A 16,876-nucleotide genomic window follows, 5' to 3' on the forward strand; every position below is an offset into this window, starting at 1 on the left:
CATGGCGGACGTGACCGTGATCGGCACCGGTGTGATCGGCTCGGGTGTGGTCCGGGCCTGCGCCGCGGCCGGCCTGGAGGTGGCGGTGTGGAACCGCACCGGGCGGCGCGCCCGGGACGTGGCGGCCGAGAGCCCGCGCATCCGGGTCCACCCCACCGCGGCCGGGGCGATCGGCGCCTCCCGGACCACCCTGCTGTGTCTGCTCAACTACCCGGTCACCCACCAGGTGCTGGAGGAGTCCGGCGCCGACCTGTCCGGGCGGCTGGTCGTCCAGCATTCCAGCGGCGTGCCGGAGAGCGTCGGGCCGCTCCAGGGCCGAGTGACCGATGCCGGGGGCCGCTACATGGAGGCGGCCATCCTCAACTACCCGGACGCCATCGGCACCGACGCCTGCTTCACCGTCTACGGCGGGGCGCCGGAGGACTTCGCCGAGCTGGGCCCGGTGACCAAGGCGATGTCCGGCCACCAGGTGCACCTGCACGCCGAACCGCGCTATGCGAAGGCGTACCACGTCGTGGCCAGCGCCTTCTACTACGCGTTCGTCAGCGGCTTCCTGGAGTGCGCGGCGATCGCCGAGCACATCGGGGTACCGCTCGGCGCGTTCGCCGACTCGGTGCCGCTGTACGACCCGGGCTTCGAGAACACCGTACGGGTCGGCCTCGACCTGATCGAACGCGGCGACTACCACTTCGAGCAGGCCCCGCTGACCACCCACATCGACGTCCTGGAGAACCTGACCGGAGCGGCCGAGAGCGCCGGGATCGACGCCTCGTACCTCAAGGCCCTGCGCGACCGGGTGCGCACCGCGCTGGACCAGGGCCACCGGCGCGAGCACATCGCCATCCTCACCGAACAGTTCCGTGCCCGCCGGGGCGCCGCCCCACGCCCGATGGAGGGCGCGTGACGGGCGGCGGCCGGGCAGGGGAGGGCGCGGTCGCGCTCTTTCGGCAGCGGGCGCGCGCGGTGCCCGGGCGCACCGCGCTGGAATACCCCGGCGGCCGGCTGACCTACGCCGAACTGGACGGCCGGGCCCGCGCCCTGGCCGCCGAACTGGCCCTGGCCGGAGTGCGGCCGGGCGACACCGTCGGCGTCACGATGGAGCGCTCGCCCCTGCTGCCCGTGGCGGTGCTGGCCCTCTGGACGGCGGGCGGCGCCCATGTGCCGCTGCCGGCCTCGTACCCGGCCGCGCGCAACCGGACGGTGCTCCGGGAGGCCGGGGTACGGACGGTGCTCACCGACCGGGAGCCGGACCCCGACGTGCTGTCCGGCCCCGCCGGGGACGCGGTGACCTGCGTACGCCTGACGGACCGCACCCTCCGGGCGCCCGCACGCCCACCCGCGCCGGCCGCCCCGCCCGGCCACGCCGCCGGTTCCGAAGACCTCGCCTACGTCCTGCACACCTCGGGCTCGTCCGGCGCGCCCAAGGGCGTACGGATACCGCACCGCGCGGTCGTGAACCTCGCGCGCGGGCTCCAGCACGTCTACGGCGATCTGGACGGCGCGCGCGTGCTGCAGTTCGCGCCGTTCACCTTCGACGTGTGGATCTGGGAGCTGGCCATGAGCCTGCTCAGCGGCGGCACCCTCGTCGTCCCGCGCGCCGACGTGCCTCTGCACGGGCCCGAACTCAGCCGAGTTTTACGTGAGTTGGACATCAGTCACCTCTCCGGCGCCGCCTCGCTGGTGGCGACGCTGCCGGAGGAGGAGCCCATCCCCGTCACCACCCTGACCTCCGGCGGCGAGCCGCTGCCCGAGTACCTGGTACGGCGCTGGGGCGGCCGGGTGCGCCTGTTCAACGCGTACGGGCCGACCGAGGCGGGCGTCTGCGCCACCATGGGCCGATGCCGCCCCGGACAGGGCACCCCGGGCATCGGGCACCCGCTGCCCGGCGTCTCCGTACACCTCCTGGACGAGCGGGGAGCCCCCGTACCGGACGGGGAACCCGGCGAGGTCCACATCGGCGGCCCCGGCGTCGGACTCGGCTACCTCGACCGCCCGGCGGAAACCCGGCGCCACTTCGTCCCCGACCGCTTCGCGGCGGACCGCCCCGGCCGCCTGCTCTACCGCACCGGCGACCTGGCCCGCCGCCTCCCGGACGGCTCCTACCTGTTCCTCGGGCGGATCGACGCGCAGCTCAACGTCCGCGGCTACCGCATCGAGCCCGGCGAGGTGGAGGCGGCCCTGCTGCGCCACCCGGACGTCACCGCGGCCGCCGTGACCGCGACGCGCGGCGCGCCCGACGGCTCCGTACCGCCGCCGGGACCGGACGGCCCGCCACCCGTCGGCGGCACCGACCGGCTCACCGCGTACGTGCAAGCCGCCCCCGGCACCACGGTCACCGGCGCCGCGCTGCGCCGGCATCTGTCCGCGCTGCTGCCCGCCCACCTGGTGCCGTCGTCCTTCGTCCTCGTGGACCGGCTGCCGCTCACCGCGCACGGCAAGATCGACCGTACGGCCCTGGCGGCGCCCGCGGTACGGCGGTGCACCCCGCAGACCAGGCGCGACACCGCCGGCCCCGGGCGGGAACGGGACGTGGCGGAGCTGGTGGCCACCGTGCTGGGCCTGGACGAGGTGGCCCCCGACGACGACTTCGCCGATCTCGGCGCCACCTCGCTCGACATGATCCGCATCCAGGCGGCCGTCACCGCGCGCTGGGGCATCCGGCTGGCCGCCGCCGACTTGATGGACGCCCGCACGGTGCGGCGACTGGCCGCGCTCCTCGACCGTACGCGCAACGGCGCCCGGGGCGCGGGCACCGCACCGCCCGGCGCCGCGCGCGCTCCCGGGCACCCTCTACCGGCCGTACGCACGGTGAAAGGCGGATTCAAGTGACCGCAGCGCGCAGCGAGCCGGCGGGCGGGGACAGCGGGCCCGTGACGCCGTCCGGCAGCGGGCCCGCAGCCTCGTCCGGCCGTGACCCGCAGGCCGTACCGGACCCCGCGCCCGGGCCCGGTCCCGCCCGGCGGGAGACCGATGTCGCGGTCGTCGGCATCGCCTGCCGCTTCCCCGGCGCCACCGGCGCGGACGAGTTCTGGCGCATGATCAACGAAGGGCGGCGCGGCATCGGGGAACTGACCCCCGAGCAGCTGGCCGAGGCGGGCGCCGGGCCCGCGCGCCTGGCCGACCCCGCGCTGGTGCCCGCCGCGGGCATCCTCTGGGACGCCGACCGGTTCGACTCCGCGTTCTTCGGCTACTCCGCGCGCGAGAGCGCCGTCATGGACCCCCAGCAGCGGATGTTCCTGGAAGCCGCCTGGCACGCCCTCGACGACACCGGCCACGACCCCGAACGGTTCCCCGGACGTGTCGGCATCTACGCGGGCCAGACCGTCGGCACCCACCGCACCCCGGACAGCTCCGTCTTCCTCGGCACCTCGGCGGACCTGCTGATGGCCGCGGACGACAAGGACTTTTTGCCGACCCGCGCCGCCTACAAACTGGGCCTGACCGGGCCCGCGTTCGCCGTGCAGGCGGCCTGCTCCACCTCGCTGGTCGCCGTCCACGTCGCCTGCCGGGCGCTGGCGGCGGGCGACTGCGACCTGGCGCTGGCCGGGGGCGTGTCCTGGTCGCCGTGGCGCCGCCAGGGCTATCTGCGCCGCGCGGGCGGCGTCTGGTCGGCCGACGGATACGTCCGCTGCTTCGACCGGGACGCCTCGGGCTTCGTCTCCGGCGACGGGCTGGGCATCGTGGCCCTGCGCCGCCTCGCCGACGCGCGCGCCGACGGGGACCGCGTCTACGCCGTGATCAAGGGCAGCGCCGTCAACAACGACGGCAACGACAAACTGAGTTACGCCGCGCCCGGCGTCCCCGGGCAGCAGGCCGTCATCGAAGCGGCGCTGCGGGACGCGGCCGTCCACCCGGACAGCATCGGTTACGTCGAGGCGCACGGCACAGCCACCGCGCTGGGCGACGCCATCGAGGTCACCGCCCTGACCCGCGCCTACCGCGCGGCCGGCGCCACCGGCCGCGGCACCTGCCGGCTGGGCTCGGTGAAGGCCAACATCGGACACGCCGACGCCGCCGCCGGGGTGGCCGGGTTCATCAAGGCCGCCCTCATGGTCCGCCACGGCCGCATCCCGCCCACTCCGAACGCCCCGTTCCGCCCCAACCCCGACATCGACTTCGCCACCGGCCCGTTCGTGCCCGCCGTGGCGGCGGAGGACTGGCCGCATACGTCGGCGCCCCGCCGTGCCGCCGTCAGCGCCTTCGGCGTCGGCGGCACCAACGCCCACGTCATTCTCCAGGAACCGCCCCCGGCCCGGCCGCCCGCGCCCGCCCGGCCCTGGCAGCTGCTGGCCTGGTCGGCGCGCGACGAGCGGGCGCTCGACGCGATGGCCGCCGCGCACCCCCGTACGCTGCGCGGCCTGCGCGACGAGGAGTTCGCCGACTACGCCCGCACCCTGGCCGTCGGGCGGCGCCGGCTGCCGCTGCGCCGCGCCGTGGTCCTGCGCGACCGCGCCCACGCGCTGACGGAATCCGCCTTCCGCACGGAAGCGGCGCTGCCGCGCGAAGGGCGCGCGGGCGAGGTGGCGTTCGTCTTCCCCGGCGGCGGTTCGCAGTACCCGGGGATGGGACGCGGGCTGTACCGCGACGAACCGGTGTTCCGGGAGACCGTGGACACCTGCCTGCGGCTGCTGCCCGACCGGGAGGCAGCCCGGCGCCTGCGCGCCTGGTGGCCCGCCGGGCCCGGCGCCGAGTCCGCGGCGGACATCCCGCCGGACGCCGACAACGATCCGCGCGTGGCGATGCCCGCCGTCTTCATCACCGAGATCGCCGTCGCCCGGCTGCTCGGCTCCTTCGGCGTGACGCCCACCGTCCTGATGGGCCACAGCCTCGGCGAGTACGCCGCCGCTCACCTCGCGGGCGTACTGTCCCTGCCGGACGCGCTCACCCTCGTCAGCAGCAGGGGCCGACTGCTGTCCGGCATCGACAACGGCGCCATGCTGGTCGTCCGCGCCGACGCCCGCGACCTCGAAGCCTTCCTCGGTGACGGCGTCTGCCTCGCGGTGGTCAACGGACCCGACGCGTGCGTCCTGTCCGGGCCCGCGCCCCGCATCGAGACGGTGTGCCGCCGCCTGACCGCGGAGGGCATCGCCTGCAACGTCCTGCAACTGGCCACCGCCGCACACTCCGCGCTCGTCGAGCCGGTGCTCGGCGCCTTCCGCGCCGTGGTGCGCGGCATCGCCCTGGACCGGCCCGCAGTACCGCTGATCTCCAACGTCACCGGCACCGCCGACGCCGATTTCACCGACCCCGAGTACTGGGTCGGCCACCTCAGGGAGACCGTCCGCTTCGACCTCGGGCTCGCCTGCCTGCGCGACCACGACCCGCGCGTCCTGCTCGAAGCGGGTCCCGGCACCACCCTGACCACGCTCGCCCGCACGCAGGGCCTCGACCGGGGCGTGCCCGCCATGCGGCACCCGCTGGAGGAACGCGACGACCGCGAGGTGCTGCTGACCGCGCTTGCCCGCACCTGGGAAGCGGGCATCGACGTCGATCTGGCCGCGCTGTGGCCGTCGCCCGGCCCGCGGGTGCCCGCGGCGCCGTACCCCTTCGCGCCCACACGGCACCGCCCGGCGGCGGCCGTCGCTCCGGCATCGGGTCAGGCAGCCGGGCCCTGGTACGGGATCGCCTGGCAGCGCGACCTCGCACCGGAACCGGTCCGCACGGGTACGGAAGTCACCGGTCACCGCTGGGTGCTGCTCCACGACGGGAGCCCGTTCGCCGACGCGCTGCGCCATGAACTCGCGGAATGCGGCGCGCCGTTGACCACGGTCCTCCCGGACACCGGAGTTGCGAGGCACCGTCACGACCGGGACGGTGAACGGGCCGTCACCCTCGACCCGTGCGCCGCCGACCAGTACGCCAAGGCCATCGAGACCGCCGGGGGAGACCCCGGCCTCCCGCTGCGGATCGTCAGCACCTGGAACGGGGCGCCGTCCCACGCGGCCTGTCCGCCGCTGAGCGACCTCGCCGGACTGGCCCGCGCGCTCGCGACACCGGCCAGCGGCACCGAACTGTGCCTGGTCACCCGAGGGGCGCTGGAGATCACCGGCAGCGAGGACCTCGACCCCTGGGCAGCGCTCACGGTCGGCGCGGCGGGCGCGCTGCGCGCGGAACTGGGCGACGCCGCGACCGTACGGGTGGTGGACATCGACGGGCGGGGCGCGGCGGCCGACGGCGGACCGGCGGCCCGCGATCTGGCCCGCGACCTCCTGCGCGAATTCACCCGACCGGCGGAATCCGGACCGGTCGGGCTGCGTGCCGGACGCCGCTGGCTGCGCCGGTTCGAGCCGCTCCGTACGCCACCCGTGGCCAACGGAACGGCCCTGCGGGACGGCGGGCGCTATCTGATCACCGGCGGTACGGGCGGCATCGGACGGCTGCTCGCCGGGCACCTGCTCCGCGACCACCACGCCCGCGTCGTCCTCCTCGGGCGCGACCCGGACGCGGTGCGCGCCACGGCGGACGAACTGTCGGAGCTGCCCGGTGAACTCCTCGCCGTCAGCACCGACATCACCGACGCCGCGCGGACCCGCGACGTGCTGCGCGAGGCGCTGCGGCGCTTCGGCGGCCTGGACGGCGTCGTCCACGCGGCCGGTGTACCGGCGGGCGGCCTGGCCCAGCTGCTGACCCCGGACACGGTGGCGGAGGCGCTGGCAGCCAAGACCACCGGCACCGTCACCCTCGCCGACGCCCTCCGCGAGACCGGCGCCCGGCCGGACTTCGTGCTGCTCTTCTCCTCCCTGGCGGCGTTCTCGCAGGCCCCCGGCCTGTCCTGTTACGGCGCTGCGAACGCCTTCCTGGACACCTACGCGCACGCCGCGGCCCGTACCGAGGGCCCCGCGGTCCTCGCCGTGAACTGGGACCGCTGGAACGGCGTCGGCATGGGGCGGGAAGGCGAGCGGCGGCAGCGCGCGCTCGGGGGTGGGGCACCGCTGGGCGGGCTGGAACCGGCCGATGCGCTGGCCGCGTTCGAGCGGTGCCTCGGTGCGCTGTCGCTCGGGCAGGTGGTCGTTTCCGTACTGCCGCCGGATACGGTCACCGGGCCGCCCGGAAGGGATGACGCTGGACGGGATGGCGGCGCCGAGCCGCAGGCCGATGCCGGCGACCGGCCCGACGAGGCGCCGGATGCCTCGCTCTCCGGCCCCGACGCCACCCCATGGAGCCCCCTCGAACGCGAGGTCCTGCGCATCTGGCAGGACGTGCTCGGCAACGAGGAAGGCATCGGCCTGCACGACGACTTCTTCGCCCTCGGCGGGCACTCCCTGGCCGCCCTCCAGGTCGTCCAGCGCTGCCAGGACAGCTTCGGCGTGGACCTCTCCGTCAAGACGGTGTTCCTCGCGCCGACCGTCGCGCTCCTGGCCGCGGAACTGGAGGCGGCGCGCGGTACGGCCGTACCCGGCCCCGAAGGCCCCGCCCCCGCCCCCGAGCGGAAGGACCCCGTATGACCGGCGTATCCGCCCGCGAACCCGCAGCGGGCCGCACCGACGCCTCCCGGTGGCTGCTGCGCCGCCGGGTGCTGCCGGACCCCGGACTGCGGCTGATCTGCTTCCCGCACGCCGGGGGCGCCGCGACCTTCTTCCACGGGTGGCAGGACCGGGTACCGCCCGGTACCGAGGTCGGCGCGGTCTGCTACCCGGGACGGCAGAACCGGATCGCCGAGCCGCCGCTCACCTCCATGGACGACCTCGCCGACCAGGTGCACGCGGCGCTGCGCGGACTACTCGACCGCCCGCTGGCGCTCTTCGGGCACAGCATGGGCGCGGTCGTCGCATACGAGGTGGCCGTACGGCTCGCCGAACGCGACGGCATCGCACCGGTGGCCCTGCTGGTATCCGGGCACGGCGCCCCGTATCTGTGCGCGGCCGGGCCGCCGCCGGACACCGCGGCGGACGACCGGGAGATCGCCGAACTGGCGATGGCCGCCGACCCGGCGCTGCGCGGCTCGCCCCAGCTGCTGGACCTGGTCATGCCGGTGCTCCGCGCCGACCACGCGCTGCTCCGCGCCTACCGGCCCGTACGCACCCCGCGGCTCACCGCGCCGATCGTCGCCTACCGGGGCGCGGACGACCCCAGGGCGAGCGAGGACGACATGTGGTCCTGGCGCGCCATGACCAGTGCCGCCTTCCGGCTCCGTACCCTGCCCGGCAACCACTTCTACCTGGCCACCGAGGAGGCCGGGCTGGTGGCCGATGTCATGGACGCCTGCCGGGGCGGTGCGAACGGCGACGCCGCCGGCACCGCGACCGGCCCGGCCACCGCGGCCACCGCCTCCGCCGTACCGCTGTTCGTGCGCCGCTCCGGCGCCTGCCCCTTCGACCCGGCGGAGGACTTCGCCCGGCTGCGCGCCGAGCGGCCGGTGGTCCGCACCACCTTGCCGACCGGCGCCCGCGCCTGGATGGTCACGCGCTACGCCGATGCCCGCCGCGTCATCGCCGACCAGCGGCGCTTCAGCTCCCGGGCCGCCGTGAACGGACCGGTGCCGCCCCCGGAACCGGCGGAAGGCTTTCCGCCGCCGCGGCCCGGCGTCTTCTACACGTACGAGCCCGAGGAGCACGGCCGCATCCGCCGGATGCTCACCCCGGAGTTCAGCGCCCAGCGCGCCCGGGTCCTGGAGCCGCGCGCGGAAACCCTGGCCGACCGGCACCTCGACGCCATCGAGCGGGCCGGGCCGCCCGCCGATCTGATCACCGGCTTCGTGCTGCCGGTGCCGCGGCTGCTGTTCCTGGAACTGCTGGGCGTGCCCCTTCGCGACGCCGGGCGCCTCCACCACGACCTGGCGCTCCTGCACGACTTCCACCCCATCCACGAGGCGCAGGCGGGAGCGTTCCGCCGGCTCGACGCGTACCTGCGGGAACTGGTGGAAACCGTACGCGCCACACCCGGCGACAACGTCCTCGGCCACGTGGTCACCGCGCACGGCGCCGAGCTGAGCGACGACGAACTCGCCGGAATCGCCTGCCAGTTGCTGCTGGCCGGATACGCGACGATCGCCGGCACCCTGGGCCTGTCCCTGCTCGCGCTGATCCTCGATCCCGTACAGGCGGAGCTGGTGCGCGACGGGCGCGCCCGGCCCGACCGGATGGCCGAGGAACTGATCCGCCACCTGTCGGTGGTGACCTTCGGCAAGGTCTTCCAGGCGAAGCAGGACGTCACGATCGCGGGCCAGGACATCGCGGCGGGTGAGTACGTGCTGTGCCACCTGCCCTCCGCCAACCGCGACCCGGCGCTGGCCGACGGCCTCGACCGCCTCGACGTCACCCGCGAACCGACGCCCCACCTCGCCCTCGGCCACGGCGCACACCACTGCCTGGGCGCCGAACTGGCCCGGATGGAACTGCGGGTCTGCGTGCCCCGCGTCCTGCGGCGGCTGCCGGGTCTCCGCCTGCGCGTCCCCGTCGAGGAGCTGCGCTTCACACCGCTGAACGCCGCGTACGCAGTGGAGTCCCTGCCGGTCGCCTGGTGAGCGCGGGCGCCGCACGGCCGCACGGCGCAGCCCTTCGCACCGGGGAACGGGCGAAGGGCTGCGGGCCGATACGGCCGGATGTGCGTGGTGGAACGGGGCGGCGAGTGGTCAGCGCACCCAGTGGTGGAAGTAGTACTTGTGCTTGTGGAGGTCGCTGACCTTCGTGTGCGAGGCGGCGCTGGCCTCACCGACGGAGGCACCGCCGGGCCCGCCGGCGTTCACGCCCTCCTTGTGGGCGGCCTGCCAGTGGCTGGCGGTGTGGTGGTGGTAGTGCTTGCCACCGCCGCCCGAGGGGGCGGCGGCCGCGGGAGCGGCGGCGACGAATCCGGCGGCGAGGACGCCGACGGCGGCTATCGCGATGCGACGCATGATCTCTCCTTATGGAGCGGGGTTGTTGACACGACTCTCACCCGCCACCGTCCCGCCCGCACCCCGGGACCCGGCCGGCGAAGGGGGCCGCAACCCCGCAGAACCGCCGCTGACGGCCCGCTCCGCCGCCCGGCCCGGGCACTTCCGGGGCCTCGTCCGTCCGGGTGACCGCGGGGCTCCGCGGGAGCGCCGCGGACGGCCCCGCAAGATCGCCGTGCACGCTTGCGCAAGGCCGCTGCGCACATCGCCGTACCGCCGCTGAACCGCCGTACCGTCGCTAAGAAGGCCCGCCCACGCTGATGCCAGGACCCTCCGGAGGGGCGTCCCGGTCGTGCGGTTTGAGCTCGATCTCGATGCGGTGGGTGCTCTCCCGTGCGAGCGCGCCGCCGGCCTCCGCGGTGACCACGCCGATCCGCAGACCGCCTCGGCCCGAGCCCTCACGGCGGACCTGGACGGCGAACTCCACGTTGACGCGTTCCACCAGGAACCGCAGCCGGCTCCGCTCGCCTTCGCGCTGCGCCGTCTCCAGCTCCTCGCGAATGCGGCCGATCACGTCCGACAGGCCCGCGGTCTCCGCACCGTCGGCCCCGCCCCGCCCGCCGTTCGCGCCCATCACGGACCTCCCGTCACGCGGCGGGGGACGGTTGTCACCCCCCGCGGCTATCGTCAGGAGTATGAGGGAGCTCGGGGGAACTTCCAACTACTCCTCAGGTGACGGATGCTGGCGGGTCCGGTTGTTCCAGGGGGAGCGCCGGGGCGCCACACCGCTCGGCGCGGGCGTGCTGCTGCCCGGCGCCCTGGTCCTCACCTGCGCCCACGTCGTCCTCGCCAGACGCGCCCCCGCCACGGACGGCCGCCCGCCCGCCCCGCCGCTGCCCCTGGAGAAGGTGTACGCCGAATTCCCCGGCGCCCCGGACGCGGTGCCCCGCCCTCTGGCGGCCGAGGTGCTCACCCGGCATCTGAGGCCGCCGACCTCCCGGTTCAGCGCCGACATCGCGCTGCTGCGGCTGGCCGAGGAGCCGCCGGTGGAGCCCGCCGTGCTGCACCGGCAGGTCCCGGCGCGCGACGAACGGGTGCACACCGTCGGCTATCCGCAGGACCTGCCCGGCGGCGAGCACATCACCGCGCGGCTCATGGGCCGCGGCGGCCCCGGCCACGAACCCGAGTGGGTCCAGCTCGACCCGGAGTCGGCGCCCTATGTGGTCCGGCACGGCTTCAGCGGCAGCGGCGTGGTGCACGGCCGTACGGGCGGAGTCATCGGCATCCTCGTCCACCAGCACGGCACCGAGCGCTTCCCGGTCCCCTCCAGCCACGCCTACATGATCCCGACCGAGACCGTCCTGGCCCACCTGGCCGACGAGAAGCTGCGGCTGCGGGTCACCGGCGCGCGGGCCGTCGCGGGCTCCATCCGGCTGGTCCCCGGCGCGTCCGGCTCCGACCGGGCGCTCGGACTGCGCCGCTGGCTCGCCCGCTGGCTCGGCGACACCGGACCGGCCACCGGCCGTGCCACGGTCACCGGCCGGGGCACGGCCGGAGAGGGCAGCGCGGGCCGGACCGCGGGCACGGGCGGCAGCGGTGCGGCACCGCGGCGCGGCACGCCGGTGTGGTCCGACGGCGCCCGCGGCGTCCAGGGGCGCCACCGTCCGGACGGCCCGGCCGAGACCGTCGAGCTGGCCTTCGTCGCCGACGACGAGCACGACGCCCGGACCGCGCTGCACTCCGCGCTCATCCTGGCCGACCGGGAGCGCAATCCATGGCCGCTGCGGCGCGGCGGGGCCACCGAGCCGCGGGCCGGCTCGATCGACATCGCCCTGGACGCGACCGGCTGGACGGCCGGCCAACTGGTCCGGCGCACCGCGGTCCGGGCCGGTCTCACCACCTCCGGGGCACCGGCCGGCGACACCGCCGAGATCACACGGCAGATCGCCGAGCAGGCCCCGCCGCTGTCCGCCGCCTTCCTCTCCGTCGACCGGCTCGACTCGGCCGACGAGCCGGTCCTCGCGCTGCTGCGCGCGCTGCTCGCCCCGGGACACAGCCGCCTCCTGCTCGTCTTCCGCGACCCGCGCGCACCGCTGCTCGCCCGCGTCGTCCGCGAACTCCTCGACGACCGCTGGGCCAGCCGCCACGAAGCGGCCGTCGCCGCCCGGCTGACCGCCCTGTCCGGCCTGGAGGAGCAATGGCCCCGGCTGCGGGGCGCCCGCGCCGGGCCGGAGGACGCCGGCGGATACGTACCGACGCACCGGCAGCTCGCCGCGAAACTGGCGGAGCTGCGCCAGGGCGGCACCCTGAAGAACAGCGCGGACGCCGCGTACCGGCTGTTCCGGATCGGCATCGCCGCCGAGGACGCCCTGCAGCGCCTCGACCTGCCGCGCGCCCCACGCGGTTACGTCGTCCTCCCGCCCGGCGACGGCCTGACCGACCTCCCGCACGTCACCGTCGGCAACCCGGACTCCCTCGTCGAGCCGGAGCCCGACCCGTCCCCCGCGCCGTGCGCGGCGGACGGCCCCGTACCGCCGCTTCTCCCCGCACGGCGGCCCGGCCTCGCCCGCGGCCAGGAGCTGCACCAGCAGTACCGCGTCGTCGGCCGCCTCGGCCAGGGCAGCTACGGGCAGGTGTACCTCGCCCGCGACCGGATGCTCGCCGAGCGGCCGGTGGCCCTGAAGGGCGTACGCGATCCGGACGACGCGCGGGCCGTGGAGGAAGCGGGCCGGGAGCGTCTGCGGCTGGTCGGCCTCAACCACCCGTCGATCATCAAGGTGTTCAACTACGCCCGGCAGCCCGGCCCCGCGGACGGCAACCTCAGCTTCATCGTGATGGAGTTCGCCGACGGCGCGCCGCTGCGCTGGGTCGCCGACCGGATCGCGCGGCGCGCCGAGCCCTTCCACGACCACCGGGTGCACGAATTCATCGCGGTCTACGGGCTGCTCATCCTGGACGCGCTGACCTACCTCCACGACGAGCGCGGCCTCGTCTACGGCGACCTCTCCCTCACGAACGTGATCCACTGCGGCGCCGGCATCAAGCTCATCGACGTGGCCGGTGTGCGCCCCATCGGCACCTCGGGCCCCGTCACCTACCCTGCGCCCGAACTGCACAGCTCCACCGCCATGACCGTCGCGGCCGACCTGTACGCGGTCGGCGCCGTGCTCGGGGAACTGGTCGCCCGGGTCCCCGAAGCGCCTCCGGGCCTCGGCACGCGCTCCCTGGAACGCGTACTGGCGCGGGCCACCGCCCCGCGCCCTGAGGAGCGCTTCGCCGATGCCCGCGAGATGTCCGTACAACTGCGCGGTGTGCTGCGGGAGCTGCGCTCGCTGCGGCTCGGCGAGGAGGCCGCCTTCGAGCCCTCCTCGCTCTTCGCCGCGGCGTCCGCCGCCCTCGACGGCGAACTGGGCAAGGCGCCGCCGCTCGGCCAGTGGCGGGACGGCAGCAACGTCAAGCGCGGGCTGACGGCCCGGCCGCCTGCCCCCGCCGAGGTCGCCCTCGGCCTGCCGGCCCCCAAACCGGACATCGCCGACGGCAACTGGACGGAACTCCACCGCACCTCCTACGACGACCCGGTCGGCCTGCTCCAGCTCAGCGACGCGTGGAAGGAGTCCCCCGAGAAGGCGCTGCTGCACTGCCGGCTCCACCTGGAGATCGCCCGCGACCACCCGGAGGCGGCCGCGGGAGAGCGGACCGCCGCCGGGGCCGAGCTGGCCCGCGCCCGCACCGCCGTCGGCGAACTCGCCGCGTACGACTGGCGCCTGCACTGGCACGAAGGGCTGCTGCACCTCGTGGACGACCGGGTGCCGGCGGCGCTGGAGTGCTTCGACCGGGTCTACGAGGCGATCCCGGGGGAGTACGCGCCGAAGCTGGCCCTCGGCTACTGCCACGAGGTCCTGCGCGCCCCGAAGGAGGCCGTGGCCCTGTACGGGGCGGTCTGGCACCGCAACCACGCGCTCGGCAGCGCCGCCTTCGGCCTGGCCCGCATCCACCTCGCCGACGCCAAGCCGCAGCTCGCCCTGGACTGCCTCGAAGCCGTCCCCGCCGACTCGCGGCACCGTACCGCCGCCCGGACGGCCATGGTCCGCATCCTCGCGGCCCCGCCCGCCGACGGCAGCCCGCCCACCGTGTCCGCCGCCCGGCTGGCCTGGCTGGCGCTGCACCGGCTCACCCTCAGGGAGGGGCTGACCGACCGGCACGCCCAGGACCGGCTCCGCGCCGACCTCCTGGAACTGCTGCTCCTGCTCGTCACCACCGCGCCCGCGGCGGAGCCCGGTCCGCTGGGCGCGCTCTGCGCGGAAGCGGACATCCAGGCCGAGAAGATCACCGTCCCGCGTACGGAGCACGCGCTGCGCGAGGAGCTCGCGGCCGGCTATCTGCGGCTCTTCGAACAGCTGCCGCCCGCCGCCCGCGCCCGGGACCGGGCCCTGGCCGAGGCCCTGCTCGACAACGCCTACCGCACCCGCCCCATCGGCTTCCGGCACCGCCGCGGCGACCAGCGCCCCCGCTGGTTCCGCCGCGGGAGCCGGTACGGACGGTCCGGTGAGGCCCTTCCCCCGTACGACGACACCGCGAGCGAGGGGGCCCGATGAGCGGCCACGGCAGCGGATCACCGGGACGCGGCGCGCCGCCCGTGGAGCCCCCGGCCCGGAGACGGCCGCTCCGCGCGCTGTGGTACTGGTCCTCGGGACGCGACCCGGTGCGCGGACGCAAGCACACCGGCAGGTTCCTGTTCAGCCGGATGCTGATGCTGCCCGCCCTCACCTGCACCGTCCTCGCCCTCGCCGGCACCGCGTACTTCGATGTCCACGGCCGTACGGAGGACCTGCGCGGCCGTTACGCCCCGGCCCTCGTCGAACTGGCCCACACCCGTGTGTCGTTGTCCCTCGCCCAGGCCGAGGCCGGACGCCGGCTCGGCGCTGACGACGGCGAACCCCTGCGGCAGACCGACCTCGTCGGGCTCGGCGAGCGCTATCCGTCCCTGGTCACCGCGGCGTCCCAGAGCCTCAACAACGCCGTGCAGACCGGGGCGCTGAGCAAGGCGCAGGAGCAGGAGGTCCGGGTGGTCTCCGGCCTGGTCGTCGCCTACGACGACTGGATCAAGTGGGCCGGCAGCCACCACGACAGCCGGCCGCTGCGCAGGGCCGGCCTGGAGTACGCGACAACCCTGCTGCGCACCGGTTCCACCGCCGTGCTGAACCGCATCGCCGTCCTGGAGACCGACCTCCGCGCCGCCGTCGCCGACCTGTCGGGCTGGCGCACCACGTTCGCCGTCACCGCCTCGGCGGCGCTGCTGGCCGCCCTGGTCCTCGCGTTCGTCTTCGCCGGCCTGCTCGACTACGTACGCGCCCGCCTGCGCGTCCGCAGCCCCCTGCTGGCCCTGTACGCACTGCCCGTCCTGCTGGTGTTCGGCGTGCTGTGGTCCGGAGTCACCGTGCAGCACGGCGCCCAGCAGGACGTGGAACGCTCCACCGCCCGGCTCGGACGGATATCCGTGCCGCGTGCGGCCGGACCGGAGCGGACCGAAGGGGCGGACGGTCCCGACGCCGCGATCGAGAAGGTGGACACCGACCTCGCCGGACAGCTGCGCGGCACCCACCCGGGCGCGTGGGTGCTGGCGTCGGTGCTGGCCCTGGTCGTGGGCGCGGCGGGCGCCGTGGGGTGCGGCCTGACGCTCCGTCAGTACGGCCGCGAACACTGGAAGATCGACTGGAGGTCCGCATGAGAAGCCCGCGCCGGATGCTCCGCCCCGCCCTGGCCTGCTGCCTGCTGGTCACGGCCGCCCTGCTGCCGGCGGGCTGCTCGTCCGAGGAGGACCGGACGGTGGTGGTCCTGGGGCCGTGGACGGACGAGGAGGAGCGGCCGTTCGTGGAGACGCTGAAGGAGATCGGCAAGCGTACGGGCCATACGTACGTCTACGAGGGCACCCGCTCCCTCACGGAGACCCTGGCGACCCAGCTGCGCACGGACTCGCCGCCCGACGTGGCGATCCTCAACGGACTGGGCGAACTCTCCGAGTACGCGCGCGAAGGCTCCGCCAAGCCCCTCGCGGAGGACGTGGCGGGACTGGCGCTCGGCCCGTGGGCGCAGCGGATCACCCTGAAGAACCAGCAGGGCGAGTGGCGCCAGCACTCGTACTGGGTGCCGGTGCGGGTGGACCTCAAGAGCATCGTGTGGAGCCGGCCCGGCGACCGCCGGACGGCCGGGCGTCCCCGCTGGTGCCTGGGCATGGCCTCCGGCGCGACATCCGGCTGGCCGGGCACGGACTGGGTCGAGGACCTGCTGCTCCAGAAGTACGGCCCGACGGTGTACGACGCGTGGGCCACCGGCGGCCTGCCGTGGACCAGCACACCGGTGCGGCGGGCGTGGCAGGCGTGGCGGGACCTGCTCGCGAAGGACGGCCCGAAGGCCGCCGAGAACGCGATATCCACCGGATTCGAGTATCTGGGCGACGGCCGGTACGGCCTGCTGAACTCCGGCCGATGCACCCTGGAACACCAGGGCTCCTTCATCCGCCGCCATTACGCCGACGATGTGCTGCCCGCGCCCACCCACACCTTCGTCCCCGGCCTCCCGGCCGACCGCCGCGCCTTCGAGGTCTCCGGCGACATGGCGGCCGTCTTCCGCCCCAGCGCCGCGGCCTGGGAACTGCTGGAGGCGCTGACCTCGCAACCGGCCCGCGGCGAGTGGGCCCGGCTGGCGCGCCCGGGGGAGCGGCCCTTCTTCTCCGACGGCAGTACGGGCAGCGGGCAGCTTTCGGCGAGCACCGCGGCGGTGCAGAAACTCTTCCGGGCCGCGGACCAGGTGTGCTTCGACGCCTCCGACGCCATGCCGTCGACCTTGCGCGGCGCGTTCCAGCGGGCCGTACTGGAATTCCTCCAGGACCCGCAGGACGCCCGTCTGCTCGACGGCCTGCTGCAACAGCTGGAGGCGGAACGCCTGACCCAGTACCGGGCCGGCGCCTTCGCGCTGGAGCATTTGTGCGGGCGCCTCGGCAACTGAGCCCCCTGTACGACCCTGGTGGACACCGCGCCGGCCGGGCGCGGCCGGGCCCGGCCGCGT

General features: G+C 75.3%; 9 protein-coding genes. 7 read left to right on the forward strand and 2 right to left on the reverse strand.

Annotated features, from left to right (window positions below):
- Window position 1 precedes the first annotated feature (1 nt).
- Genes ADK86_RS01095 through ADK86_RS40325 form a run of 4 tightly spaced genes read left to right on the forward strand, consistent with a single transcriptional unit; the run spans window position 2 to window position 9,463 of the window.
- Window positions 2-904, forward strand: a complete 903-nt coding sequence (locus tag ADK86_RS01095; RefSeq protein WP_053694819.1) for an NAD(P)-binding domain-containing protein — start codon at window positions 2-4, stop codon at window positions 902-904.
- The gene (locus ADK86_RS42905) at window positions 901-2,829 is read left to right on the forward strand and encodes a non-ribosomal peptide synthetase (protein ID WP_053694820.1); all 1,929 of its coding nucleotides are present in this window, start codon (window positions 901-903) and stop codon (window positions 2,827-2,829) included. The genes ADK86_RS01095 and ADK86_RS42905 overlap by 4 nt, the downstream gene beginning before the upstream one ends.
- On the forward strand, window positions 2,826-7,445 hold the full coding sequence (locus ADK86_RS01105) for a type I polyketide synthase (RefSeq protein WP_053694821.1): 4,620 nt from the start codon (window positions 2,826-2,828) through the stop codon (window positions 7,443-7,445). The genes ADK86_RS42905 and ADK86_RS01105 overlap by 4 nt, the downstream gene beginning before the upstream one ends.
- On the forward strand, window positions 7,442-9,463 hold the full coding sequence (locus tag ADK86_RS40325; RefSeq protein WP_053694822.1) for a cytochrome P450: 2,022 nt from the start codon (window positions 7,442-7,444) through the stop codon (window positions 9,461-9,463). The genes ADK86_RS01105 and ADK86_RS40325 overlap by 4 nt, the downstream gene beginning before the upstream one ends.
- Window positions 9,464-9,571: 108 nt before the next feature.
- On the opposite strand, the gene ADK86_RS01115 is transcribed toward ADK86_RS40325, so the two are convergent.
- Both ADK86_RS01115 and ADK86_RS01120 read right to left on the reverse strand, forming a co-directional pair.
- Window positions 9,572-9,832 (reverse strand): hypothetical protein, encoded by a 261-nt coding sequence (locus ADK86_RS01115; RefSeq protein WP_053694823.1) that lies wholly within the window; start codon window positions 9,830-9,832, stop codon window positions 9,572-9,574.
- A 277-nt stretch (window positions 9,833-10,109) separates the two neighbouring features.
- Window positions 10,110-10,445, reverse strand: a complete 336-nt coding sequence (locus ADK86_RS01120; protein ID WP_053694824.1) for a trypco2 family protein — start codon at window positions 10,443-10,445, stop codon at window positions 10,110-10,112.
- 61 nt (window positions 10,446-10,506) lie between these two features.
- Between ADK86_RS01120 and ADK86_RS01125 the strand changes: the two genes are divergently transcribed.
- The 3 genes from ADK86_RS01125 to ADK86_RS01135 are packed head-to-tail and all read left to right on the forward strand — an operon-like array spanning window position 10,507 to window position 16,816.
- Window positions 10,507-14,406, forward strand: a complete 3,900-nt coding sequence (locus tag ADK86_RS01125; RefSeq protein WP_053694825.1) for a tetratricopeptide repeat protein — start codon at window positions 10,507-10,509, stop codon at window positions 14,404-14,406.
- Window positions 14,403-15,539 (forward strand): hypothetical protein, encoded by a 1,137-nt coding sequence (locus ADK86_RS01130; RefSeq protein WP_159393745.1) that lies wholly within the window; start codon window positions 14,403-14,405, stop codon window positions 15,537-15,539. The genes ADK86_RS01125 and ADK86_RS01130 overlap by 4 nt, the downstream gene beginning before the upstream one ends.
- On the forward strand, window positions 15,536-16,816 hold the full coding sequence (locus ADK86_RS01135; RefSeq protein ID WP_053694827.1) for a hypothetical protein: 1,281 nt from the start codon (window positions 15,536-15,538) through the stop codon (window positions 16,814-16,816). The genes ADK86_RS01130 and ADK86_RS01135 overlap by 4 nt, the downstream gene beginning before the upstream one ends.
- Window positions 16,817-16,876: the final 60 nt, after the last annotated feature.

The sequence above is a fragment of the Streptomyces sp. NRRL F-5755 genome, assembly GCF_001279365.1.
GTDB classification, from domain to species: Bacteria; Actinomycetota; Actinomycetes; order Streptomycetales; family Streptomycetaceae; genus Streptomyces; species Streptomyces rimosus.

What these genes read in the sequence shown, in the direction of transcription:
- ADK86_RS01095 (WP_053694819.1), top strand. Translation starts at nt 2, where the DNA reads ATGGCGGACGTGACCGTGATCGGCACCGGTGTGATCGGCTCGGGTGTG.
- ADK86_RS40325 (WP_053694822.1), top strand. Translation starts at nt 7,442, where the DNA reads ATGACCGGCGTATCCGCCCGCGAACCCGCAGCGGGCCGCACCGACGCC.
- ADK86_RS01115 (WP_053694823.1), bottom strand. Translation starts at nt 9,832, where the DNA reads ATGCGTCGCATCGCGATAGCCGCCGTCGGCGTCCTCGCCGCCGGATTC.
- ADK86_RS01120 (WP_053694824.1), bottom strand. Translation starts at nt 10,445, where the DNA reads ATGGGCGCGAACGGCGGGCGGGGCGGGGCCGACGGTGCGGAGACCGCG.
- ADK86_RS01125 (WP_053694825.1), top strand. Translation starts at nt 10,507, where the DNA reads ATGAGGGAGCTCGGGGGAACTTCCAACTACTCCTCAGGTGACGGATGC.
- ADK86_RS01130 (WP_159393745.1), top strand. Translation starts at nt 14,403, where the DNA reads ATGAGCGGCCACGGCAGCGGATCACCGGGACGCGGCGCGCCGCCCGTG.
- ADK86_RS01135 (WP_053694827.1), top strand. Translation starts at nt 15,536, where the DNA reads ATGAGAAGCCCGCGCCGGATGCTCCGCCCCGCCCTGGCCTGCTGCCTG.